General features: G+C 68.5%; 7 protein-coding genes and 2 pseudogenes. 6 read left to right on the top strand and 3 right to left on the bottom strand.

The genetic code is table 11. The features are described from left to right. Positions 1–469: 469 nt before the first annotated feature. Positions 470–6,136: a DUF4011 domain-containing protein gene (locus CLV71_RS15380; protein ID WP_133903434.1), complete on the bottom strand. Its 5,667-nt coding sequence runs from the start codon at positions 6,134–6,136 to the stop codon at positions 470–472. Positions 6,137–6,351: 215 nt separating this feature from the next. Between CLV71_RS15380 and CLV71_RS50650 the strand changes: the two are divergent. Beyond that, positions 6,352–6,609, top strand: a pseudogene (locus CLV71_RS50650) (HNH endonuclease family protein); the annotation flags it as partial. Positions 6,610–6,743: 134 nt separating this feature from the next. Beyond that, a complete protein-coding gene (gene pglW, locus CLV71_RS15370; RefSeq protein WP_166664107.1) occupies positions 6,744–10,922 on the top strand; it encodes a BREX system serine/threonine kinase PglW in 4,179 nt (1,392 codons plus the stop codon). Positions 10,923–10,946: 24 nt separating this feature from the next. On the opposite strand, the gene CLV71_RS15365 is transcribed toward pglW, so the two are convergent. Further along, entirely contained in the window at positions 10,947–11,525 is a 579-nt protein-coding gene (locus tag CLV71_RS15365; RefSeq protein ID WP_133903432.1) for a Uma2 family endonuclease, read from the bottom strand. A gap of 128 nt (positions 11,526–11,653) precedes the next feature. On the opposite strand from CLV71_RS15365, the gene CLV71_RS15360 reads away from it, so the two are divergent. Beyond that, positions 11,654–12,901, top strand: a complete 1,248-nt coding sequence (locus CLV71_RS15360; protein WP_133903431.1) for an HNH endonuclease signature motif containing protein — start codon at positions 11,654–11,656, stop codon at positions 12,899–12,901. Positions 12,902–12,910: 9 nt separating this feature from the next. Here CLV71_RS15360 and CLV71_RS15355 read toward each other — a convergent pair whose 3' ends face one another. After that, positions 12,911–13,276, bottom strand: coding sequence for a hypothetical protein (locus tag CLV71_RS15355; RefSeq protein WP_243866478.1), 366 nt, complete (start codon positions 13,274–13,276; stop codon positions 12,911–12,913). A 383-nt stretch (positions 13,277–13,659) separates the two neighbouring features. Here CLV71_RS15355 and CLV71_RS15350 point away from each other — a divergent pair, with 383 nt between their 5' ends. The 3 genes and pseudogenes from CLV71_RS15350 to pglX form a co-directional block, all read left to right on the top strand. Then, complete coding sequence (locus CLV71_RS15350) at positions 13,660–14,550, top strand: helix-turn-helix domain-containing protein (protein ID WP_133903430.1); 891 nt, start codon at positions 13,660–13,662, stop codon at positions 14,548–14,550. A gap of 5 nt (positions 14,551–14,555) precedes the next feature. Continuing rightward, positions 14,556–14,762, top strand: coding sequence for a DUF397 domain-containing protein (locus CLV71_RS15345; protein ID WP_133903429.1), 207 nt, complete (start codon positions 14,556–14,558; stop codon positions 14,760–14,762). Positions 14,763–14,849: 87 nt separating this feature from the next. Next, positions 14,850–17,540 (top strand): annotated as a pseudogene (gene pglX, locus CLV71_RS49300) (BREX-2 system adenine-specific DNA-methyltransferase PglX); the annotation flags it as partial. Positions 17,541–17,609 lie beyond the last annotated feature (69 nt).

The raw sequence follows: 17,609 nt of genomic DNA, 5'->3' as shown, positions 1-17,609 counted from the left end.
TTCCCATGAAGTACGTCGTACGTCCTCGACTGACGAAACAACCAGCCGCGGGGTCGGTACCTCGTGGGTTCGGTGTCGTTGCCGAGGTCGTCGCCGCCTGCGGTGCCCCGATGTTCCCGCCTCTGTGCGCCCAAGCGGGTGACGGGACGGACAGTTCCCAGTGGAGGGACGAGGTGCGATTGGCTCCCAGGTCACCGCACCGACACGAAATCGGCGCCGACCGACAAGATCCTGTGGAGGACCTGCCGGTCGACGCCGATCCCACTGTGTACACCGCCAGGGACCCGAACCCCGAACCCGCTGGTTAAGAGGCCGATCGGGGGTATGTCGGGTTGTGTCGAATGATGCCGCATGATGCCGTTTCAGCACGTCGTGCTCACCTGCCAATGCCGGGTGGTGTCGGCTCGTGGTGGGTGGCGTGGACCCTCTCGGGAGCATCTCGGGCACGCACCTGCCAGCATCTGCTGGTTCATTCGGCGGCGTCGTCGGCGGGAAGGGTCGATCGAGGTGCTGATGTCTCGCCATGAGCCGGGGCAGGGTGTACGTGGGTCACCATCAGTTGGAGCCACCGGTGCAGGGTGTCGGCCGCATCACGTGCCGAGCGGCTGTGCTGGTGGAGCCAGGGCCGACAAAGGCCGCATCGTCTGGCATACGCTCGTCCGTTGTGCCCCAACCGATCGACCTCGATGGGCCCTTCGGACTCGATCGCCTCTTCTAGGGACTCGCGCACCAGCTGTTGCACCCGGTGGTCGCGCGTGAGTGCGTCGATGTCCTCCGGCGTGCCGATCTGGGTGGGACGGTAGGGCACGAAATCCCTTGGCGAGTCCACCCCGACCGTGGGTCGTTGCGGGGTGACCGCACGTTGCAGCGCTGGTGCCGGCACTCGTAGCGGGACCACAGCGGTGGATTGCCTGGCTGGCGAGCTACTGAACTCCGGTCGCACCGCTATTCTGCCAGTCGCCTCACCCGGTGGGCTGTCGTCGGCGGCCGGCGCCGGTTCGGCGAGCAGTTCTTCGATGTTGGCCAGCACGGTGTCCCGGTCGTTGAGCCACTGCGGCAACCAGACCCGGCACACTGCCGGCCAGCCCATGAGCCTTTCGAGCAACTGGGGTGCGGCGTCGCGGTCGGCGACTGTGGGGCGCTGTGCCCACGCTTGGCCGTCGAGCAGGACCGCCGTCGACCATCGCGCGGAACCTGCACGCCGGACCGCGAGGTCGACGGTGAAGTGAGACAGTCCGAAGTGGACCGCGACCTCGTGGCCGCGCTCGCGGAGAGCCGTGGCGAGCTCCTCGGCCACCCGGTCTCTGCGTACGTCCTTGCGGCTGATCACGTCGCCCGAGCTGGCGACACCGTTCGCCGCCTGTTCGAGGTAGGCACGCAGGTGCCGGGTCCCGAGTGCGGTGGTGCGGGTGAGGTCGATGTCCTTGGGGGCGAACGAGCTGAACAGGATCACCTGGGTCCGGGCACGGGTGATCGCGACGTTCAGCCGTCGCTCGCCGCCCTGATTCGACAGCGGCCCGAAGTTCAACGGCAGCTGACCGGTCTTGGGATCGATGGAGAACGCGAGGGAGAACAGGATCACGTCCCGCTCGTCGCCCTGGACGTTCTCGAGGTTCTTGACGAACAGCGCCTCCCCGTCGTCCCTGGCGAGTGCGGCCTGAACGCGGGGATCGATGCTTTCCTCGACCAGGTTCAGCAGAAGGTCGCGCTGCTGGACGTTGAACGTGATCACTCCGACCGACCGGTCGGCGGTCCGCGGATCGGCGAGCAGCCGGGAGATCTCCGCGACGATCGCCTCCGCCTCCACCCGGTTGGTGCGGCTGGCGCGGGTGCCGCGGTCGTAGTGGCCGTCGACCCGGCGCCATGAGATGCCGGCTGCCGGGTCCCCGCCGGGGGACGGCAGGCTCGCGAGCTTGTCGTCGTAGTAGTGGGTGTTGGAGAAGGAGATGAGCGACTCGTCGGTGCTGCGGTAATGCCAGGTCAGCGACTCACGCGGAAGTCCGGACTCGACGCACTCGGCGAGGATGCTGTCCAGGTCCTCCGGCACGGCCGGGTTGTCCTCCTCGTCGGCGTGGGCAGCTTCCATGACGCTGGTCGGTGGCATCTGCTTGGAGTCGCCGACCACGACTACCGAGCTTGCCCGTCCCATCACCCCGACCGCCTGTGCGACCCGGATCTGGGACGCCTCGTCGAACACGACGATGTCGAAATGCGCCGACCCCGGTTCGAGGAACGTCGCCGCCGACGCCGGGCTCATGAGGAAGCACGGGGTGAGGCCGGTGACGATCTCGAACTGGTCTGCGCAGGCTTCGCGGAAGGACAGGCGGTCCCGCCTGCTGTTCAACCGTCGGACCAGCTCCCCTGCCTCCGCGCGGAAGCGTGGGTGGATCCGCTGCCGGTGGGCGACGAGCCCGGCCGCGAGGCGCTCGGGCAACTGCTCGCGGACGCGGGCGCCGAGGCGGAGGTAGTCGGCCACGTCGTCCTGGTGCGCGCCGGCGTCGAAGTACTCCAGATCGTTCGCGTGCAGCCGTTCGTCCAACGCCGCGGCGGCGACGCCGCGATGGAACGCCTGCTCGATATCGGCGGCGTCGAGCGAGCCGTCGAGGACCTGTCGGCGGAACTCGTTGAGCCCGGCCGCTGCGAGCACGTCGGTCTGTGTCAGTACCGCACCCCACCGCTGGACCGGTCGTGCCCCGCCCGCCGTGATGTCCGCGTGCCAACGTGGGCCGTCGGCGTGCCACGCCTCGACCCACCCCAGGTCAGCTGACCAGCGCGCGAAGTCAGCGTCCGAGGTCGCGAGCACACCGAGCCAGCCTGTCCACAACCGGGCGAACGCGTCGAGGTCCGGCACGTGGCGGCCGAGCCGGTGCACTGCGGTCCACAGTGCAGGCCGGGTACGGTGCAGTTCCCGCGAGATCACGAGCGCGTCGCGTGCGTCGGCGACCACACCTGTCGCGCCGGGCCGGGTGGGCCACCAGTCCGACGGGACGGTGCAGCCGGGAACGGAGTGGACGGCGTCGGCGGCGCGCCGGGCGGCGTCCTGCGCGGCTGCCGCCGCGGTGACCGTGTCGATCACTGCGGCCTGGTCAACACTGCTGGTGACGAACGGCTGGAGTGCTTCGGCGAGCGCGGTTCTGCGCTTCTTACGCCCGAACAGGCCCTTGTTGGCGACTGCGGCCTGTGCGGTGATCACGTCGAACGCGGGGTCGGTGAAGAACTCCGGGCGGAGGACGGACAGGATCGCGCGGTGCTCCGTGTGCAGGGCACGCACCTGCTGGATCGCGGCCTCGGCGATGGCGTCCCAACCGCGCTGTTCGGCGGCAGTGGTGGCCGAGGCGTCCGGCAGCCGGCCCTGTACGGCGAGCTTGGCGGCGGGTACCGCCTCCAGCACGTGGCTCGGATGCGGCAGCTCCGCGATGCTGCGACGCAGTTGTTCGGAGTACTGCCCGAACTCGGTGCGGAGCCGTTCGAGGCCGGTCGCCATGCCGGTGAGAACCTGGGCGGGCAGGTCGGCCACCGTGCGGCGACCACTGATTCGCCACGGGTGGTCGTGTCGCGGCCGGGCAGCGCTTGCGATCGCCGGCAGGGCACGGGCGGCTTCCGTGACGTCGGCGCGCTGCTGTTGTGAGAGCGCGAAGAACGTGGCAAGTATGACCGCCCGGTCGCCTGGTTCCTGTGCGAGGAGAGCGGAGTAGGCCGACCATGCTGAGAAGCCGGCCGAGTTCTCGGCGTGGAGCCGTTCGGGATACTCCCGCAGCGCGGCGACACGCGCTCGGTAGGCCGCCTCGATGGACTGCCAGGCGTGCTGGTCGTCGTCGGCCAGCGCCTCGTGAGCGGCCTTGAGCTGGGCGTGGATGCTGCGGGCGGTCTGCTTGCGGCCGTGCAGGTCGAGGCAGAACGGCTCGAGTCCGACAGCGGCCAGCCGCCGCTTCACCACGTCGAGCGCCGCCTGCTTCTCCGCGACGAACAGCACCGACTTACCCGAGGCAGTCGCGTGCGCGATCAGGTTGGTGATCGTCTGCGACTTGCCGGTCCCGGGTGGCCCCTCCAGCACGAACGACCGGCCGCCGGCCGCCAGCTCGACGGCCCGCATCTGCGACCCGTCCGCGGCGATCGGCAGGAACAACGCGCTCTCGTCGACGGTGGTCGCCGGCTCGTCGGCCGACATCGGCTGACCGGACCTCTCGACGAGGTGCCGGACGACGGCGTTGCGGGTGAAGACCTGCCAGTGCTCGGTGAGGTCACGCCACATCTGAAACGTCGAGAACTGGAGCAGCCGCAGACTGGCGGTCTCATCCACCCGGTAGTTGAGGTGGTTGTCGACCAACGCCTTCTTGATCGCGCGGAACGAGGCGTCGATGTCGATCCCGTCGTCGTCCAGGATCGGCTGCTCCAGCTCGGCGATCCACACGCCGTGCTTGACCCGCAACCACTGGACGAGGCAGTGGTTGGGCGCGGCCACTTCGGCGCCGTCGATCAGAACTGTGTAGGGCCGGTTGCCCGCACCGCCTTCGATGCGGACAGGCAGCAGGAACAGCGGGGCGTGGGCGTCCCCGGACGGTGTCGGGTGCACCAGCGAGCCGAGGGTGAGGTAAAGGTAGTTACTGCCCGTCTCCTGCTGGAGGGTCCTGGCGTCCCGCTGCAGCCCGCGCATCCGCGCCACGTAGGAGGACTGTGTGACCGCCCCGTAGATCCGCCGATCCTTGGCGAGTTCCTGTTCGGTCACCTCGTCGGGCAGGTCCTGGACCCGGCGCACCCCCTGGAGTTCGTGTACACCACTGATGTTGTCCTGCGCGACGACGTCGATGGCCTTGCCGCTGTGGACGAGGTCGTCGAGCACCGCCAGTGAGCCGGCCGGCACGTGGAGATCGAGTCCCTTACCCCGCTTTGGCAGCTTCAGCAACGGGTTGCGCAGACTGAGGTCGAGCAACGCCCGACGCCACGCGGCGATCCTGGCGGGCGCACCGTCGTCGGCCGCCTCGACCTCGAGGTTCTCCTCCTGGTCCAGCGCGCCGCTCGCCTCCAGCTCGGCCGGCAACGCAAGACTGGCGCCGGTCGCCGGCACGGCCGGTTCCTCGACCGGCCACGCCGGCCGCGGGTCGGTGGACGGCAACGGCTGGATGCCGGTCCGGTGCGCGAGCCGGATGTCGACCATCCCGAACAACGCGGCAGACCCACGCAGGTGCGCTCGACCGAGCCGAGTTGCCTCGGCGAACGCGACGGAATCCGCGCCAGGCCCGACACCGGTCAGCTCCACCGCCACTGCAGTGCCCGACTCGACCACATTGATCATCTGCGCCGGATCGAGCGAGACCGTCTCGGGAAGACGGTCCTCGCTGAGGAAGAACCCCGCGAACGCGTGCCTCTCGATGATCCAGACCAGTGGGTGGAGCCCGGTAGCCTCGAGACACGCGGCATAGGTCACCGACAGGTCCACGCAGTTGCCGAGCCGTTCCCGCAACACCGCCGCGGTGGTGCGGATCTTCTGCCCGGTGTCCTCGAACGACGCGGGACTGCCGACGTAATTGATCCCCAGCTCGCGCAGCGCCTCGTAGACCGCGGCGCCGATCTCCGCCGCCCGCCGCGGCCCGGCCTGATAGCCCTGGAGAGAGCCCGACCCGGTCCGCGCACGCAGGAGGGTCGACGCCGCACGCAGCACCACGTTCACCGAGTCGGTGTTCGGCTGCACGAACGCCGCGATCGAGTCGTACAGCGCGGGAGAGTTCTGCCACTCGTTGTGCGCGAGAACTCGGGACGGCGCGACGAGCCGAGCGGGTTCGACGCCGGAAGCCGTGACCGTCACCTCGTAGGTGACCGGAAAAGCCTCATCGACATGCACGAGCGCGGCGGTGGCAGGGCTGAAGTCACCGAACTCGTCCCAGCCGACCTCGCCGAACGCCGGAATGACAGGCACCCGCCGCGTCCACGGCCCGGCCAACGTCCCGTCCGGCCCGACAAGCTCCATCCTGACCTCGACGTCACGAAGGTTGGTCCCGCCGTCGTTCCGCACCCGCAGGTGATGGACGACCGGCACGTTGTTGTGCACGAGCGCGTAGAACATGGCCGGCGGATGAAGGAGTTCGATGCCCAGCCGCTCGTCGTCGAGCTCGGCCAGGCGGAATGTGGAAGTCGTCATGGTGCTCTCAGCGGTGTGGGATTCGCGGACCAGTCGGTCACCAGGAGGACCGTCGCCACGGATCCCTCTGGCGTTAACAACACCAAGTCGACGTCACCCGGTAGGTAACGTGACGCGACATTCGGCCGACATGACGGTGGCCTGCCGTGCTGGAGGCGGGAGTTGCGCCGGCCAACGACGCACAGGAATGAGCGCAGCTCTTCACCCGCGGCGAGCGAGACCACTGGACCCACCAGCTGGCCAATCTCGTCCTCCTGAGCCGCAGCAAGAACTCCGAGGCGAAGTACTTCGACTTCACCACCAAGAAGTCGAAGTACTTCACGTCGAAGTCGGTGTCCAACTTCCCTCTGACCACACAGGTAATCGCAACAGAGAGCTGGACACCTGAGGTGCTGGAAAAGCGGCAGCGGAACTTGATCGACATTCTCAGGACGGCCTGGGACCTGACGGTTGAATCACCTGTTGACTCGTGAACCGACAAACAGCCCGGTCAACACGCAAGCTGAACTCTCGCCATGTTCGGCCGTGACGCCCTTGGATTCGGGTCGGATGGGTGGTATCGGGTAGTTTCGACCACGGTGGTCAGCGGATCGGAGAGGGGCTGACGGTGGACGAGGGGTCGACGCGATGGCACGAGATCGCGCTGTCCGACTTCGACCATGAGCGGGCAGGTCTCGCGCAGGTTCGTGCGCTGCTCCCGGACCGGTACCCCTACCAGGCGTGGTCGAACTTCACCTTCATCTCCCCCCGTGGTCATCCTCGGGAGGTGGACCTGCTCGTCGCCGTGCCGAGCGGGCTGTACCTCCTCGAGCTCAAGAATATTCGCGGCCGGGTGCGCAGCAGGCACGGCACGTGGATCACCCAAGGCGGCGCCACCTTCGACCATCCCCTCTTTGGCGCGGACCAGAAGGCCAAGGAGCTGAAGAAGCTGCTGGGCAACCAGGCCAAACGGGAACGAATTCCCGTCCCCTTCCTGTCCGCGGCTGTCTTCCTGACAGAACGTGGAATGACATGTGACCTCGAGGACGGCCACCGGGCGGGTGTCTACGGCCCGGAGGACGGCCACAACGGCCTGCCCCGGATTGGCTCGGACCTGCTGCTGGCACCGCCGACCAGACAACCGCCCGCTCCGCAGTTCTTCAACGCGGTCGACCGGCTGCTGCGTCAGGTCGGCATCAGGCCCAGCGAGCGGATGGTGACCGTCGGCCGGTGGCGGATCGACGAGCGACCCTACGAGACCGGTCCAACCTGGCAGGACCACCACGCCGGCCGGGAGGACCTGCCGGGGGAACACCGGCGGGTTCGGATCTACCTGTACGAACGCGCGGCCGACCCCGACAAGAAGCGGTCGATCACCCAGGCCGCCCAACGCGAGTACCAGGCGTGCCGGGGCATGCGGCATCCCGGGCTGCTGCCGCCGGACGAGTTGGAGAGTCACCCGCTTGGCCCGGCACTGATCATCGATCAGGCGCGGGACGCCATGCGCCTGGACCACTACCTCGCCCGTCACCAGGACGAACTGGACCTGCCGACCAAGGTGGACATGTTCCGCCAGCTCGCGGAGGCGGTCCGCTACGCCCACGAGCGGCGGCTGGTGCACCGTGCGCTGTCGCCTCGGGCGATCGTGGTGGAACCGACCGGGACGGACTGGACGCGTCCGGTGCTGCGGGTGGGCGAGTGGCAGGCGGCCGCGCGTGGCCTGTCCGGTCCGGACACCGTGCACCGGCTGGTGCCGACCACTGGAGCCGCCGGGCACGTGGACCGAGGCGCGGAGCCCTACCTCGCGCCGGAGTTCGACGTGGCGGAAGCCGGTGTGCCGCTGGATGTGTTCGGCGTCGGTGCGGTCGGGTACCTGCTGTTCACGGGCCAGCCGCCGGCCGCGGACCGCGCCGAGCTCAAGGCGCGGCTGCGGGCCGAGGGAGGCCTACACCCGTCGGCTGTCGTCGACGGTATCCCCGACGACCTGCTCGCGCTGATCTCGATGTGTACCGCCCCGGTGGTGGCGGATCGGTTCGCCGACCTCGACGACGTCATCGCCCAGTTGGACGAGGCGCTGGCCCAACCGGTGGGTGAGGACGCCAAGCCGCGCACGCCCGACCCGTGGGACGCGGTCGCAGGCGACTACCTCGGTGACACCGAGTACCGGGTGGTGCAGGTTCTCGGCACCGGCGCCACGGCACGCGCGTTCAAGGTCGACCGGGACGGCTGGGACTCGGTCCTCAAGGTGTCGCGGTCGGAGGACGCCGCGCTGCGGCTGATGGACGAGCACGCCGCGCTCCTGGACCTGCGGCACGATCATCTTGTCGGCCTGCGCCGTGCCCTGTTCCCGGTGGGCGAGCGGCACGCGATCGAACTCGACTTCGCGGGACCGCACACACTGGCCCAGGTGCTGCGCACCGAGGGCGCGCTGCTTCCGGACCAGCTCCAGCGCTACGGCGACCAACTGCTGGACGTGCTCGGCTACCTGGAGCGCAAGCAGGTGTTCCACCGCGACATCAAGCCGGACAACCTCGGTGTCCGGAAACATCCCAAGCTGGGCAACAGCCTGGTCCTGTTCGACTTTTCCCTGGCGGGTGTGCCGGCATCCGATCTGCAGGCGGGCACCCGTGGCTACGTCGATCCGTTCCTGGACGGCGTCCGGCGGCCGGTGTACGACGCGGCCGCCGAACGCTACGCCGCCGCGGTGACGCTGCACGAGATGGCGAGCCTGGAGCTGCCGAGCTGGAACGCGGACGGCACCGACCCGATGTTCGGTGGCGACGTCGTGCTGTCCAGCGAGCTGTTCGCCGCACCGCTGCGTGACCAGCTCGCCGAGTTCCTCAGCACGGCCCTGCACCGCGACGCCGACCGGCGCCACAAGTCCATGGCGGAGATGCGGGCGGCATGGCAACGGGTCTTCACCACTGTCGACGAGACCGGTCCCGCGACCAACTCGCGCTCCGAGTCGGAGGACCCGGGTGAGCTGCGGGACGAGGCGGCCGGGCGGGCGAAGCTGGACACGGCGCTCGACGCGGCCGGCCTGTCGCCACGGGCGGTCGCGGTCGCGCAACGGCTCGGCACACAGACGGTCGGTGACCTGATCGACCTGCCGTACCGGACGCTGTGGAACGCGCGAGGACTGTCCAAACGCACCCGGCAGGAGTTGGTGAACCGGCACACCCAGTGGCGCAGGTCACTGCTCGGCAGCTCAGGGGAGGACGGCCCGTCCGTCGGCGACGCTCTCACCACCCCGCTGGACCGGATCGTGCCGTCGCTGGTGCCGGCACCGAGGCGCCGCGAGGACAGCCAGGTGGCGATCACACGGTTGCTGCTCGGCCTCCCGGACGACACCGGCGAGCTGCCCGACCAGCGATGGCCGACGAACGTCGAGGTCGCTGGTCGTTGTGGGCTGACCAACGGCCGCATCGCCCAGGTGCTTTCCGCTCGGCGGAAGGCGTGGGCCAGGAACGAGTACCTGAAGGCGCTGCACGACGAGTTGGTCGAGGCCCTGACCGGGCTGCGGCGGGTGGCGACCGCGGAGGAACTGGCCGAGCGGCTTCTGGGCCTGCACGGCTGCGTGGACACCGTGCCCATGGCCCACCGCCTGCCGTTCGCCTACGCGGTGTGCCGGGCGGTGTTCGAGCGGGACGTGCTGGCCGACGAGCCCCGGTTCGCGATCCGGCGACACCACGGCCGGATCCTGGTGGCACTGCAGGCGACGGACGAGGAACCGCTGGACACGGTGTCGGACACGCTGCTGCTGGACCTCGCCGCCGACCTGGGTGACGCGGCGAAGGAACTGGCGGGCGAGGACCCGCTGCCGACACCGACGGCGGTGGTCCGCAGGTTGCTGGACCGCGCCAGGCAGGTGGACTGGGTGTGGGGTGAGCGTCGTCTGGTGCAGCTGGCCGCGTCCGCGTCCGGCACGGTGCTGTCCAACGCGCGCATGGAGCTGTATCCCCGTGACCTCGACCCGGCACGTGCGCTCCGGCTGGCACAGGCCGGTGCCGGGCTGCCCGTCGAGGGTCTGCCCGATTCGGATCTCCGGCAGCGGGTGACCAGTCGGTTCCCCGGCCTGGCCCCGCTGCCCACCGGCCGTGCGCTGTGGGACCTGTGCGGGCGTGCGGGGTTCGAGCTGCACTGGACCGGCGAACGGTTCCTGCCCCGGTCGGTATCGGTGACCGGAGTTGCTCCACGGTCGCGGTCCGACTCGTCGTCCGGTGGGCAGCCGCTGGTCGAGGGCAGCGCCACCGCCGACGCGCCTGCCCGGCTTTCCGACGCCGTTCGGCACGGGGGTGTCCGGTTCGTCACCTTCCGGCCGCGTCGGGCCGGCAAGGCTCGCGCGCGGGTCGAGGACATCGTGGGGGTGCCGGTGTTCGACGTTTCCGCGATGTTCGTGCGGATCCTGCGTGCTCAGGCGTCGTCGGCGGCCATCACGGACTTCGGGGTGGTGCTGCGTGCGGACGCCGCCGAGCCCGGCAGCCGCGACCAGCTGAACCTGTCACGGCTGCTGACCAGGACGTTCGACGCGCTCGCCGAGGAGTTGGCAGGCCCACGGGTGCTCGCGCTGGACGGGCTGACCCCACTCGGCCGTTACCCCGCGGGGGCCGTGCTGCTCAACCGGCTGATCGAGCACGCCAGGTACGGCGGCAGCGACGACGGTCCGGACACGTTGGTCCTGCTCTGCCCCGCCGAGAACGAACGGCAGCACCCGCACATCGGCCCGTTCACCCTGCCGCAGGGCACCCCGGAGGAGTGGGTCGTCGGCACGTCGGCCTGGCTCGAGGCACACACCGGCGCGGCCTGAGGGCGTCGGGGCCGGGCGCGTCGATCACAGCTTGTCGAGCTCGGTCATGTCGATGTCGATGTCGAACGGCACGGTGAGCGCCAGCTGATCGTGGTGGATTCCGGTCAGCGCGTAGGCGCGGGTGGCCGGGTCGAGTTCGTAGACGTACACGGCGGCACGCCCGGCCACGTTCTCGACTCGCCAGAAGTGCCGGATTCCGGCTTGTGCGTAGAGCTGGGGCTTGCGTTCCCGGTCGCGGCGCTCGGAGTCCGCGGACACCACTTCGACAGCCAGGACGACGTCAGCGGCCTGGTAGGTCGTCTGGTCCAGGTCACCGGCCGCGGACGCGTCGATGACAAGGACATCCGGTTCAGGACGCTGACGTTTGTCGAGGGTGACTGTCATCTCCCGCCGCACTCGCACGGTGTCGGGTGCACAGCGGCGCAGCCCGGTTTCCAGGAGACCCATGGTGAGCAGATGGAACGCCGTCTGCGGACTCACGAAGACGAGGCTCCCGTCGATCAGTTCGGTGTGCGGTGGCAAGTCGGTCAGCCGGTCGAGGTCATCGGCGGTGAACCCGCGCGGTGGCGGGCGAAGCCAGTCGGGCATCGGATCCGCGGTCATGACATCCCTGTTCCGCTCGTGGTTCGTGGTGGCACCAAGTATGCCGCACCCGCAGGTGGAAGAAGCCCTCGTCACCCACACCGGTGACATCGCTGGGCGTTCGATCGCCTGTTCGATAAGATGCTCGTGTGGACAAGGTCATCGCCGAGCTGTTGGGCCGGCACTGGGATCGGCTGTCCGACGACGAGCTGCTCGCGTCGGTACGGCGGATCGAGGCGTGGTCGCGGCAGCTGTACGCGGTCACGCTGGCGGTGACCAAGGAGGTCGACTCACGCGGACTGGCCGGGAGGCAAGGGGTTTCGTCGACGGCCGTGTTGTTGCGCCAGCTGCTGCGGCTCTCGCCGCGGGCCGCCAGGCGTCGGGTCGAGGACGCGACGGACGTGTGCTCCTCGACGACCGTCTCGGGTTCGCGCGTGGTGTCGCGGCTGCCGGGTGCCGCGGCGGCGTTGCGGTCGGGAACGCTGAGCGAGGAACAACTCGGGGTAGTGCGACGCACTCTCCGGGAGCTGCCCGACGACGTGGCGCCTTCCGTCCGTGTCGAGGTCGAGCAGCGGTTGGTGGGCGAGGCGCGGCGGTTCGACCCGAGCCAGCTCGGCAGGCTGGCCGTGCGCATCCGCGCCCATCTCGACCCCGACGGCGTGCTGCGTTCGGAGCGGAACACGGCGGAGCGGATGGAGCTGTCGCTCACCCAGGACTCCGAAGGAGTGATCCGAGTACGGGGACGGTTGTCCGCCGAGGGGGCCGCGGTGTTGCGGTCGGCGTTGTCGCCGCTGGCGAAGCCGTTGCCGCAGGACAAGCGTTCCGCGGCCAAGCGGCGCGCGGACGCGCTGGTCGAACTCGCCCGGCGGGTGCTGAACGCGGGCACGCTGCCGGTCGAGGGTGGCGTGCGGCCACACGTCGGCCTCACCGTCGACATCGCCGAACTGCGGCGCCACACCGGAGTGGTGGACCTGGACTGGGGTGGCACGGTGTCGATCCAGACCGCTCGCCGGATCTGTTGTGACGCCGAGATCATTCCCATCGTGATGAGAGGCGGTTCCCAGCCGCTGGATGTCGGCCGCCGCCAGCGGCTGGTCACCGGCCCACTGCGACGGGCGTTGATCGCACGCGACCGGGGCTGCGTCGCACCGGGCTGCGACCGCCCACCCGAATGGTGCGACGCCCACCATCTCGTGCACTGGTCCGACGGCGGGGCGACGTCGATCGACAACACCGCGCTGCTGTGCGGCTACCACCACACGCTGGTCCACCAGGGTGGGTGGACGGCTCGCATGATCGACGGCATCCCCCACTTCATCCCACCTCCATGGATCGATCCCGCCCGGGAGCCCCAACGGAACACACTGCACCACTTCGACACGCGCGAAGCAGCGTGACAGCGGCGTTCACCTGGGGAATTCGTCTCCGACGGGGGTGGCCGCGTCCGGGTCGAACCACACCAGGCGGGCCCGGATGTGATCGCCGACGGTGAACATGCGCAGTGCGTTCTCCGGAGCGCGCACGCTCAGCCGCCGTTGATGGGTGACGATCTCGGAGTGGTCGTCGAAGGCCATGCCCCATGCGGCGATCACCGCGTCGACACGTTCGCCGTACTCCTGCACGACGGCGAACAGTCTGGGTGCCTCGTCGGCGACCATCCGTGCCACGATCGCGGCGAACTCGTGCTCGCCGCAGATGGGGGCCAGCGCGCCGAGATCGGGCACCTGCTGGTGCAGCGCGTGCCGGCCCCCGTGGTCGAGGAATGCGGTCATTGGGTTTCTCCATCCGTGTCCGTGTCCGTGGGTGCGTGTCCGTGGGTGAGGGTGAGGTGGTGGGGCCGGCGGTGCGGGTACCGGCCCCACCACCGGCCGGCGGCGAGCGCGGAGCGTGGACGTTGGTCGTTCGTCGTCATCCGCTCGACGCCGCGTCGCTCGCCGGGGCCGTTCCCGCCGTGGGAGGCATGCGGGAACGGTGACCGTGGGGTGATCGCTGCCCGGTGAGAGGCGAGTCCTTCGTTGTGTATCGTCGCTATTCGACGTGAACGCTGCTTCTAGCTGCTAAGGACGTTAATCTGTAACTCCAATATGTATAGTCGCCAAAATGGGTGAACGCCCTGGAGCTACGCAGCGTGACCGGTCATGAGAGGATCCGCGTCATGACGAGCCCTTCGAGGTCGATCAGCATGCAGCGGCGGCTGCTCGGCGCCGAGCTGTTGCGCCTACGCGAGATCGCCGGCCTGACGCAGGACGAGGCGGCCACGCGTCTGGGCAAGCAGGGCAACAAGGTCAGCCGAGTGGAGTCCGGCAAGATCGGCATAGACCGAACCGACCTGGACGCGTTGCTGGAGCTTTACGGGGCGTCGGAGAAGGACCAGGTGTGGTGCCGGGAGCTGAACCGCACAGCCAAGCCGAAGCGCGGCAGACCAGCCAGCGAGACCACCCTCTACCTCGGCCCCCGCTGGTTCCGAGCCTTCCGCGACCTGGAAGCCGACGCGAGCGAGATCATGGAAGTAGGCACGGAGATCGTGCCGGGCATCCTGCAAACTGACGACTACATCCGGGCGATGTTCGACGCACAGGAGGTCGACCCGGCCGACCGGATAGTGGACGACACCCTGCGCGTTCGTGCGGACCGCCGCCAACTGCTCACGCGAGAGAACCCGGCTCGTTTCGCGTTCGTGCTGAGCGAGTCAGCGCTGCGCCGGAGGATCGGCGGACCGGCGGTGATGGCCGAGCAACTGCGGCACCTGACCGAGGTGGCGATGCTGCCGAACGTGACGCTTCAGGTAATCCCGTTCGATGCCCGGTCATATGCCCACCTGAACACGGACTTCACGCTGTTCCGCTTCGGCCACGAGATGGCCAATGACATCGTCTACCTGGAGATGTTCTCCGACGCCGCATATCTGGACAAGCCGCCGGAGACGGTCCGCCGGTACGCCGAGTTGTTCGGTCGCCTCAGAGGGGTGGCGCTCGGCCCAGTCGAGTCGAGAAACTTGCTGGAGACCGTGGCGGAGGAGTACGTCATGGCGACTGCGAGGAGTTGACTGGAATGACCGCACCCGGTATCCGCGACTGGGCCACGGTTCGGTTCTGTAAGTCCAGTTGCAGCAGCACGAACGGCGGAAACTGCGTTGAAATAGGCGCCAGGTTCGGGGTGATCGGCGTTCGGGACTCCAAGAGTCCCGGTGCTGGGCTGATCGAGTTACCGGCGTCCGCGTGGGCAGGGTTCCTGTCGGCGTTGCGGGCCGGAGCGTGACGAACCGGGCGTCTAAACTCGCTGCCCGTGACCGCACCGCAGTTGGATCGCCCCGCCCTTCTCGCAGACCTGGTCAACCAGGTGCGCATGATCGAGCGGGACCTGGATGACCAGCTCGACCGAGGCGAACTGCCGGAGGAACTGACCGGGCTGCGCGCGGCACACCAACGGGCGACGACGGCCCAGCGCACGGCAGCGGACTTCGACACCTGGCGAGCTGGTGAGGTCACCCAGTCCGCGGTGGCGTGGGTACTCGGCACGGTGTTCGTCCGCTGGTGCGAGGACAACGAGCTGATCGCCCCGATGCTGTCCGGCCCGGATCACCGGATGGCCGACGCGCAGGACACGCAGAGCGCCTACTTCCGGACGCACCACGACCACACCAACCGGCACTGGCTGCTCACATGTTTCGACGCCCTGCGCCGAAGCGACGCGGGCGCCATGCTGTTCGACCCGGAACACAACCCCGCCTACCGCATCCCGGTCTCCCACGACGGCGCGAAGGCGCTCATCGGGTTCTGGCGCACTCAGCGCGCCGACGGTCTGGTGCACGACTTCCGCGACGAGGCATGGGACACCCGCTTCCTCGGCGACCTGTACCAGGACCTGTCCGAACGGGCAAAGGACCAGTACGCACTCCTCCAGACCCCGGAGTTCGTCGAGAAGTTCATCCTGAAGTACACGTTGGAACCAGCACTGGCCGAGTTCGGCCACGAGGGCCTGCGCCTGATCGACCCGACCTGCGGCTCGGGCCACTTCCTGCTCGGCGCGTTCGACCGCCTGGTGGAAGCGTGGCGCACCGACACCCGCCTGAACGACACGGAGGTGGCCCGCCGAGCACTGGACTCCGTGCACGGCGTGGACATCAACCCGTTCGCGGTCGCCATCGCCCGCTTCCGCCTGATGTTGGCCGCATGGCGGGTGGCGGGCATCAGCACCATCGATCAGGCAGCCGGACAACGCTGGGCGGTAACCATCGCCACCGGCGACTCCCTACTGGCCAACCGCCGCGAGACGTTCGAGGGCATGGACGTCGAGGCCGGACTCCAACTGGCCGCCGAGGACACCCACGAGTTCCCCACCCTGCTGGACATTGGCTCGTATCACGTGGTCGTCGGCAACCCGCCGTACATCGTGATGCGGGACCCGGCTCTGAACCGCGAATACCGTCGGTACTACACCGCCTGCCACCGCCAGTACCAACTGACGGTTCCGTTCGCCCAACGCTTCTTCGAGCTGGCCCGCCCGGCCGAGGAAGACGGCCGAGGCGCGGGTTACGTCGGCCAGATCACCTCGAACGCCTTCATGAAACGTGAGTTCGGCACCAAACTGATCGAGGACTTCTTCCCACGCGTGGACCTCACCCACGTGATCGACACATCGGGTGCGTTCATCCCCGGCCACGGCACCCCGACGGTGATCCTCATCGGCCGCGACCGCCGCCCCGATCTGGACGGCACGATCCGCGCCGTACTCGGCATCCGCGGCGAGCCATCCCAACCCCCGGTACCGGCCGAGGGCAATGTTTGGCGGGCAATCGAGTCCCAGGTGGACCACCCGGGCAGCGAGTCCGACTGGATCACCGTGGTCGATCTACCCAGGTCCCGACTGGCAGCACACCCATGGTCTCTCAGTGGCGGCGGCGCGGACGAATTGCTGACGGCAGTCGAACGCGCCGGCGTCCACGTGCTCGGTTCGACTGGAACAGAGCCAGGAACTGGCGCCGTCACCCGCGAGGACGCCGTGTATATGGTCGGTTCGGGGCCGCTCAGGCGACACGGCATTCCCGATCGATTTGTTCGCTCGCTGGTAGAAGGTGACGTTACCCGCGACTGGCGACTGGCCGATCCAGTCGCCTCACTCTGGCCTTATCGGGACGACACCCTTGCTGCCGATCCAGATGAGTCGGTGATCCGTTGGCTGTGGCCTTACCGCCTTCAGTTGAGTTCTCGGGTTGCTTTTGGCAAGACGCAAATTGAACACGGTCGATCGTGGTTCGAGTATTCCATGTTCTTCGCCAATCGGTTTCGCATCCCCGACACAATCGCATTCGCGTTTGTGTCGACGCACAACCATTTTGTGTTGGATCGAGGCGGGAAGGTCTTCATTCGTACTGCTCCGGTGATCAAGTTGCGGGAAGGGGCGACCGAGGACGATCACCTGCGGTTGCTCGGTGTGCTCAACTCTTCGACCGCGTGCTTCTGGCTCAAGCAGGTGTGCCACGACAAGGGAAGCCAAGGCGTAAACGAGGGGTTCAAGTCGCAGGCGTGGGAACGGTTCTTCGAATTCACTGGGACGAAGCTGGAGCAGTTTCCGCTGTCCGAGGCACTGCCGTTGGACCGTGCCCGCCGTCTCGACGACCTCGCACAACAACTGAATGCGAGTACCCCGCAGGCAATCGTCGTGCAGGCGCCGCCAAGCCGGAATCGGCTGGTCGAGGTCAGAGACGAGTACCAGCGCGTTCGAGCCCGGATGATTGCCGAACAGGAGGAGCTGGACTGGGACGTTTACCAGCGCTACGGCCTCTTGTCGGAGTCGGAAGCCGCCGCCGTCGTGATCGCCGACCCGGCAACCGTGCCCGCGCTCAACCTCGGCGAGCGGGCCTTCGAGATCATCCTGGCGCGGCGCGTGGCCGCGGGCGAGACCGACACCCAGTGGTTCGTCCGCCACGGTTCCATCCCGATCACCGAACTGCCCGACCACTGGCCCGACGACTACCGCCGCGTCGTCCAGGCCAGGATCGACCTCATCGAGAAGCGGCGTGACCTCGCCCTGATCGAACGACCCGAATGCAAGCGCCGCTGGTCCGCGGAAGACTGGGACGCCCAGGCCGAGCGTCGTCGGTTC

It is taken from the genome of Actinophytocola oryzae, assembly GCF_004364325.1.
GTDB lineage: Bacteria > Actinomycetota > Actinomycetes > Mycobacteriales > Pseudonocardiaceae > Actinophytocola > Actinophytocola oryzae.
The sequence above is the reverse complement of the archived record's forward strand: the minus strand, read 5'-3'. Positions and strand labels throughout refer to the sequence as shown.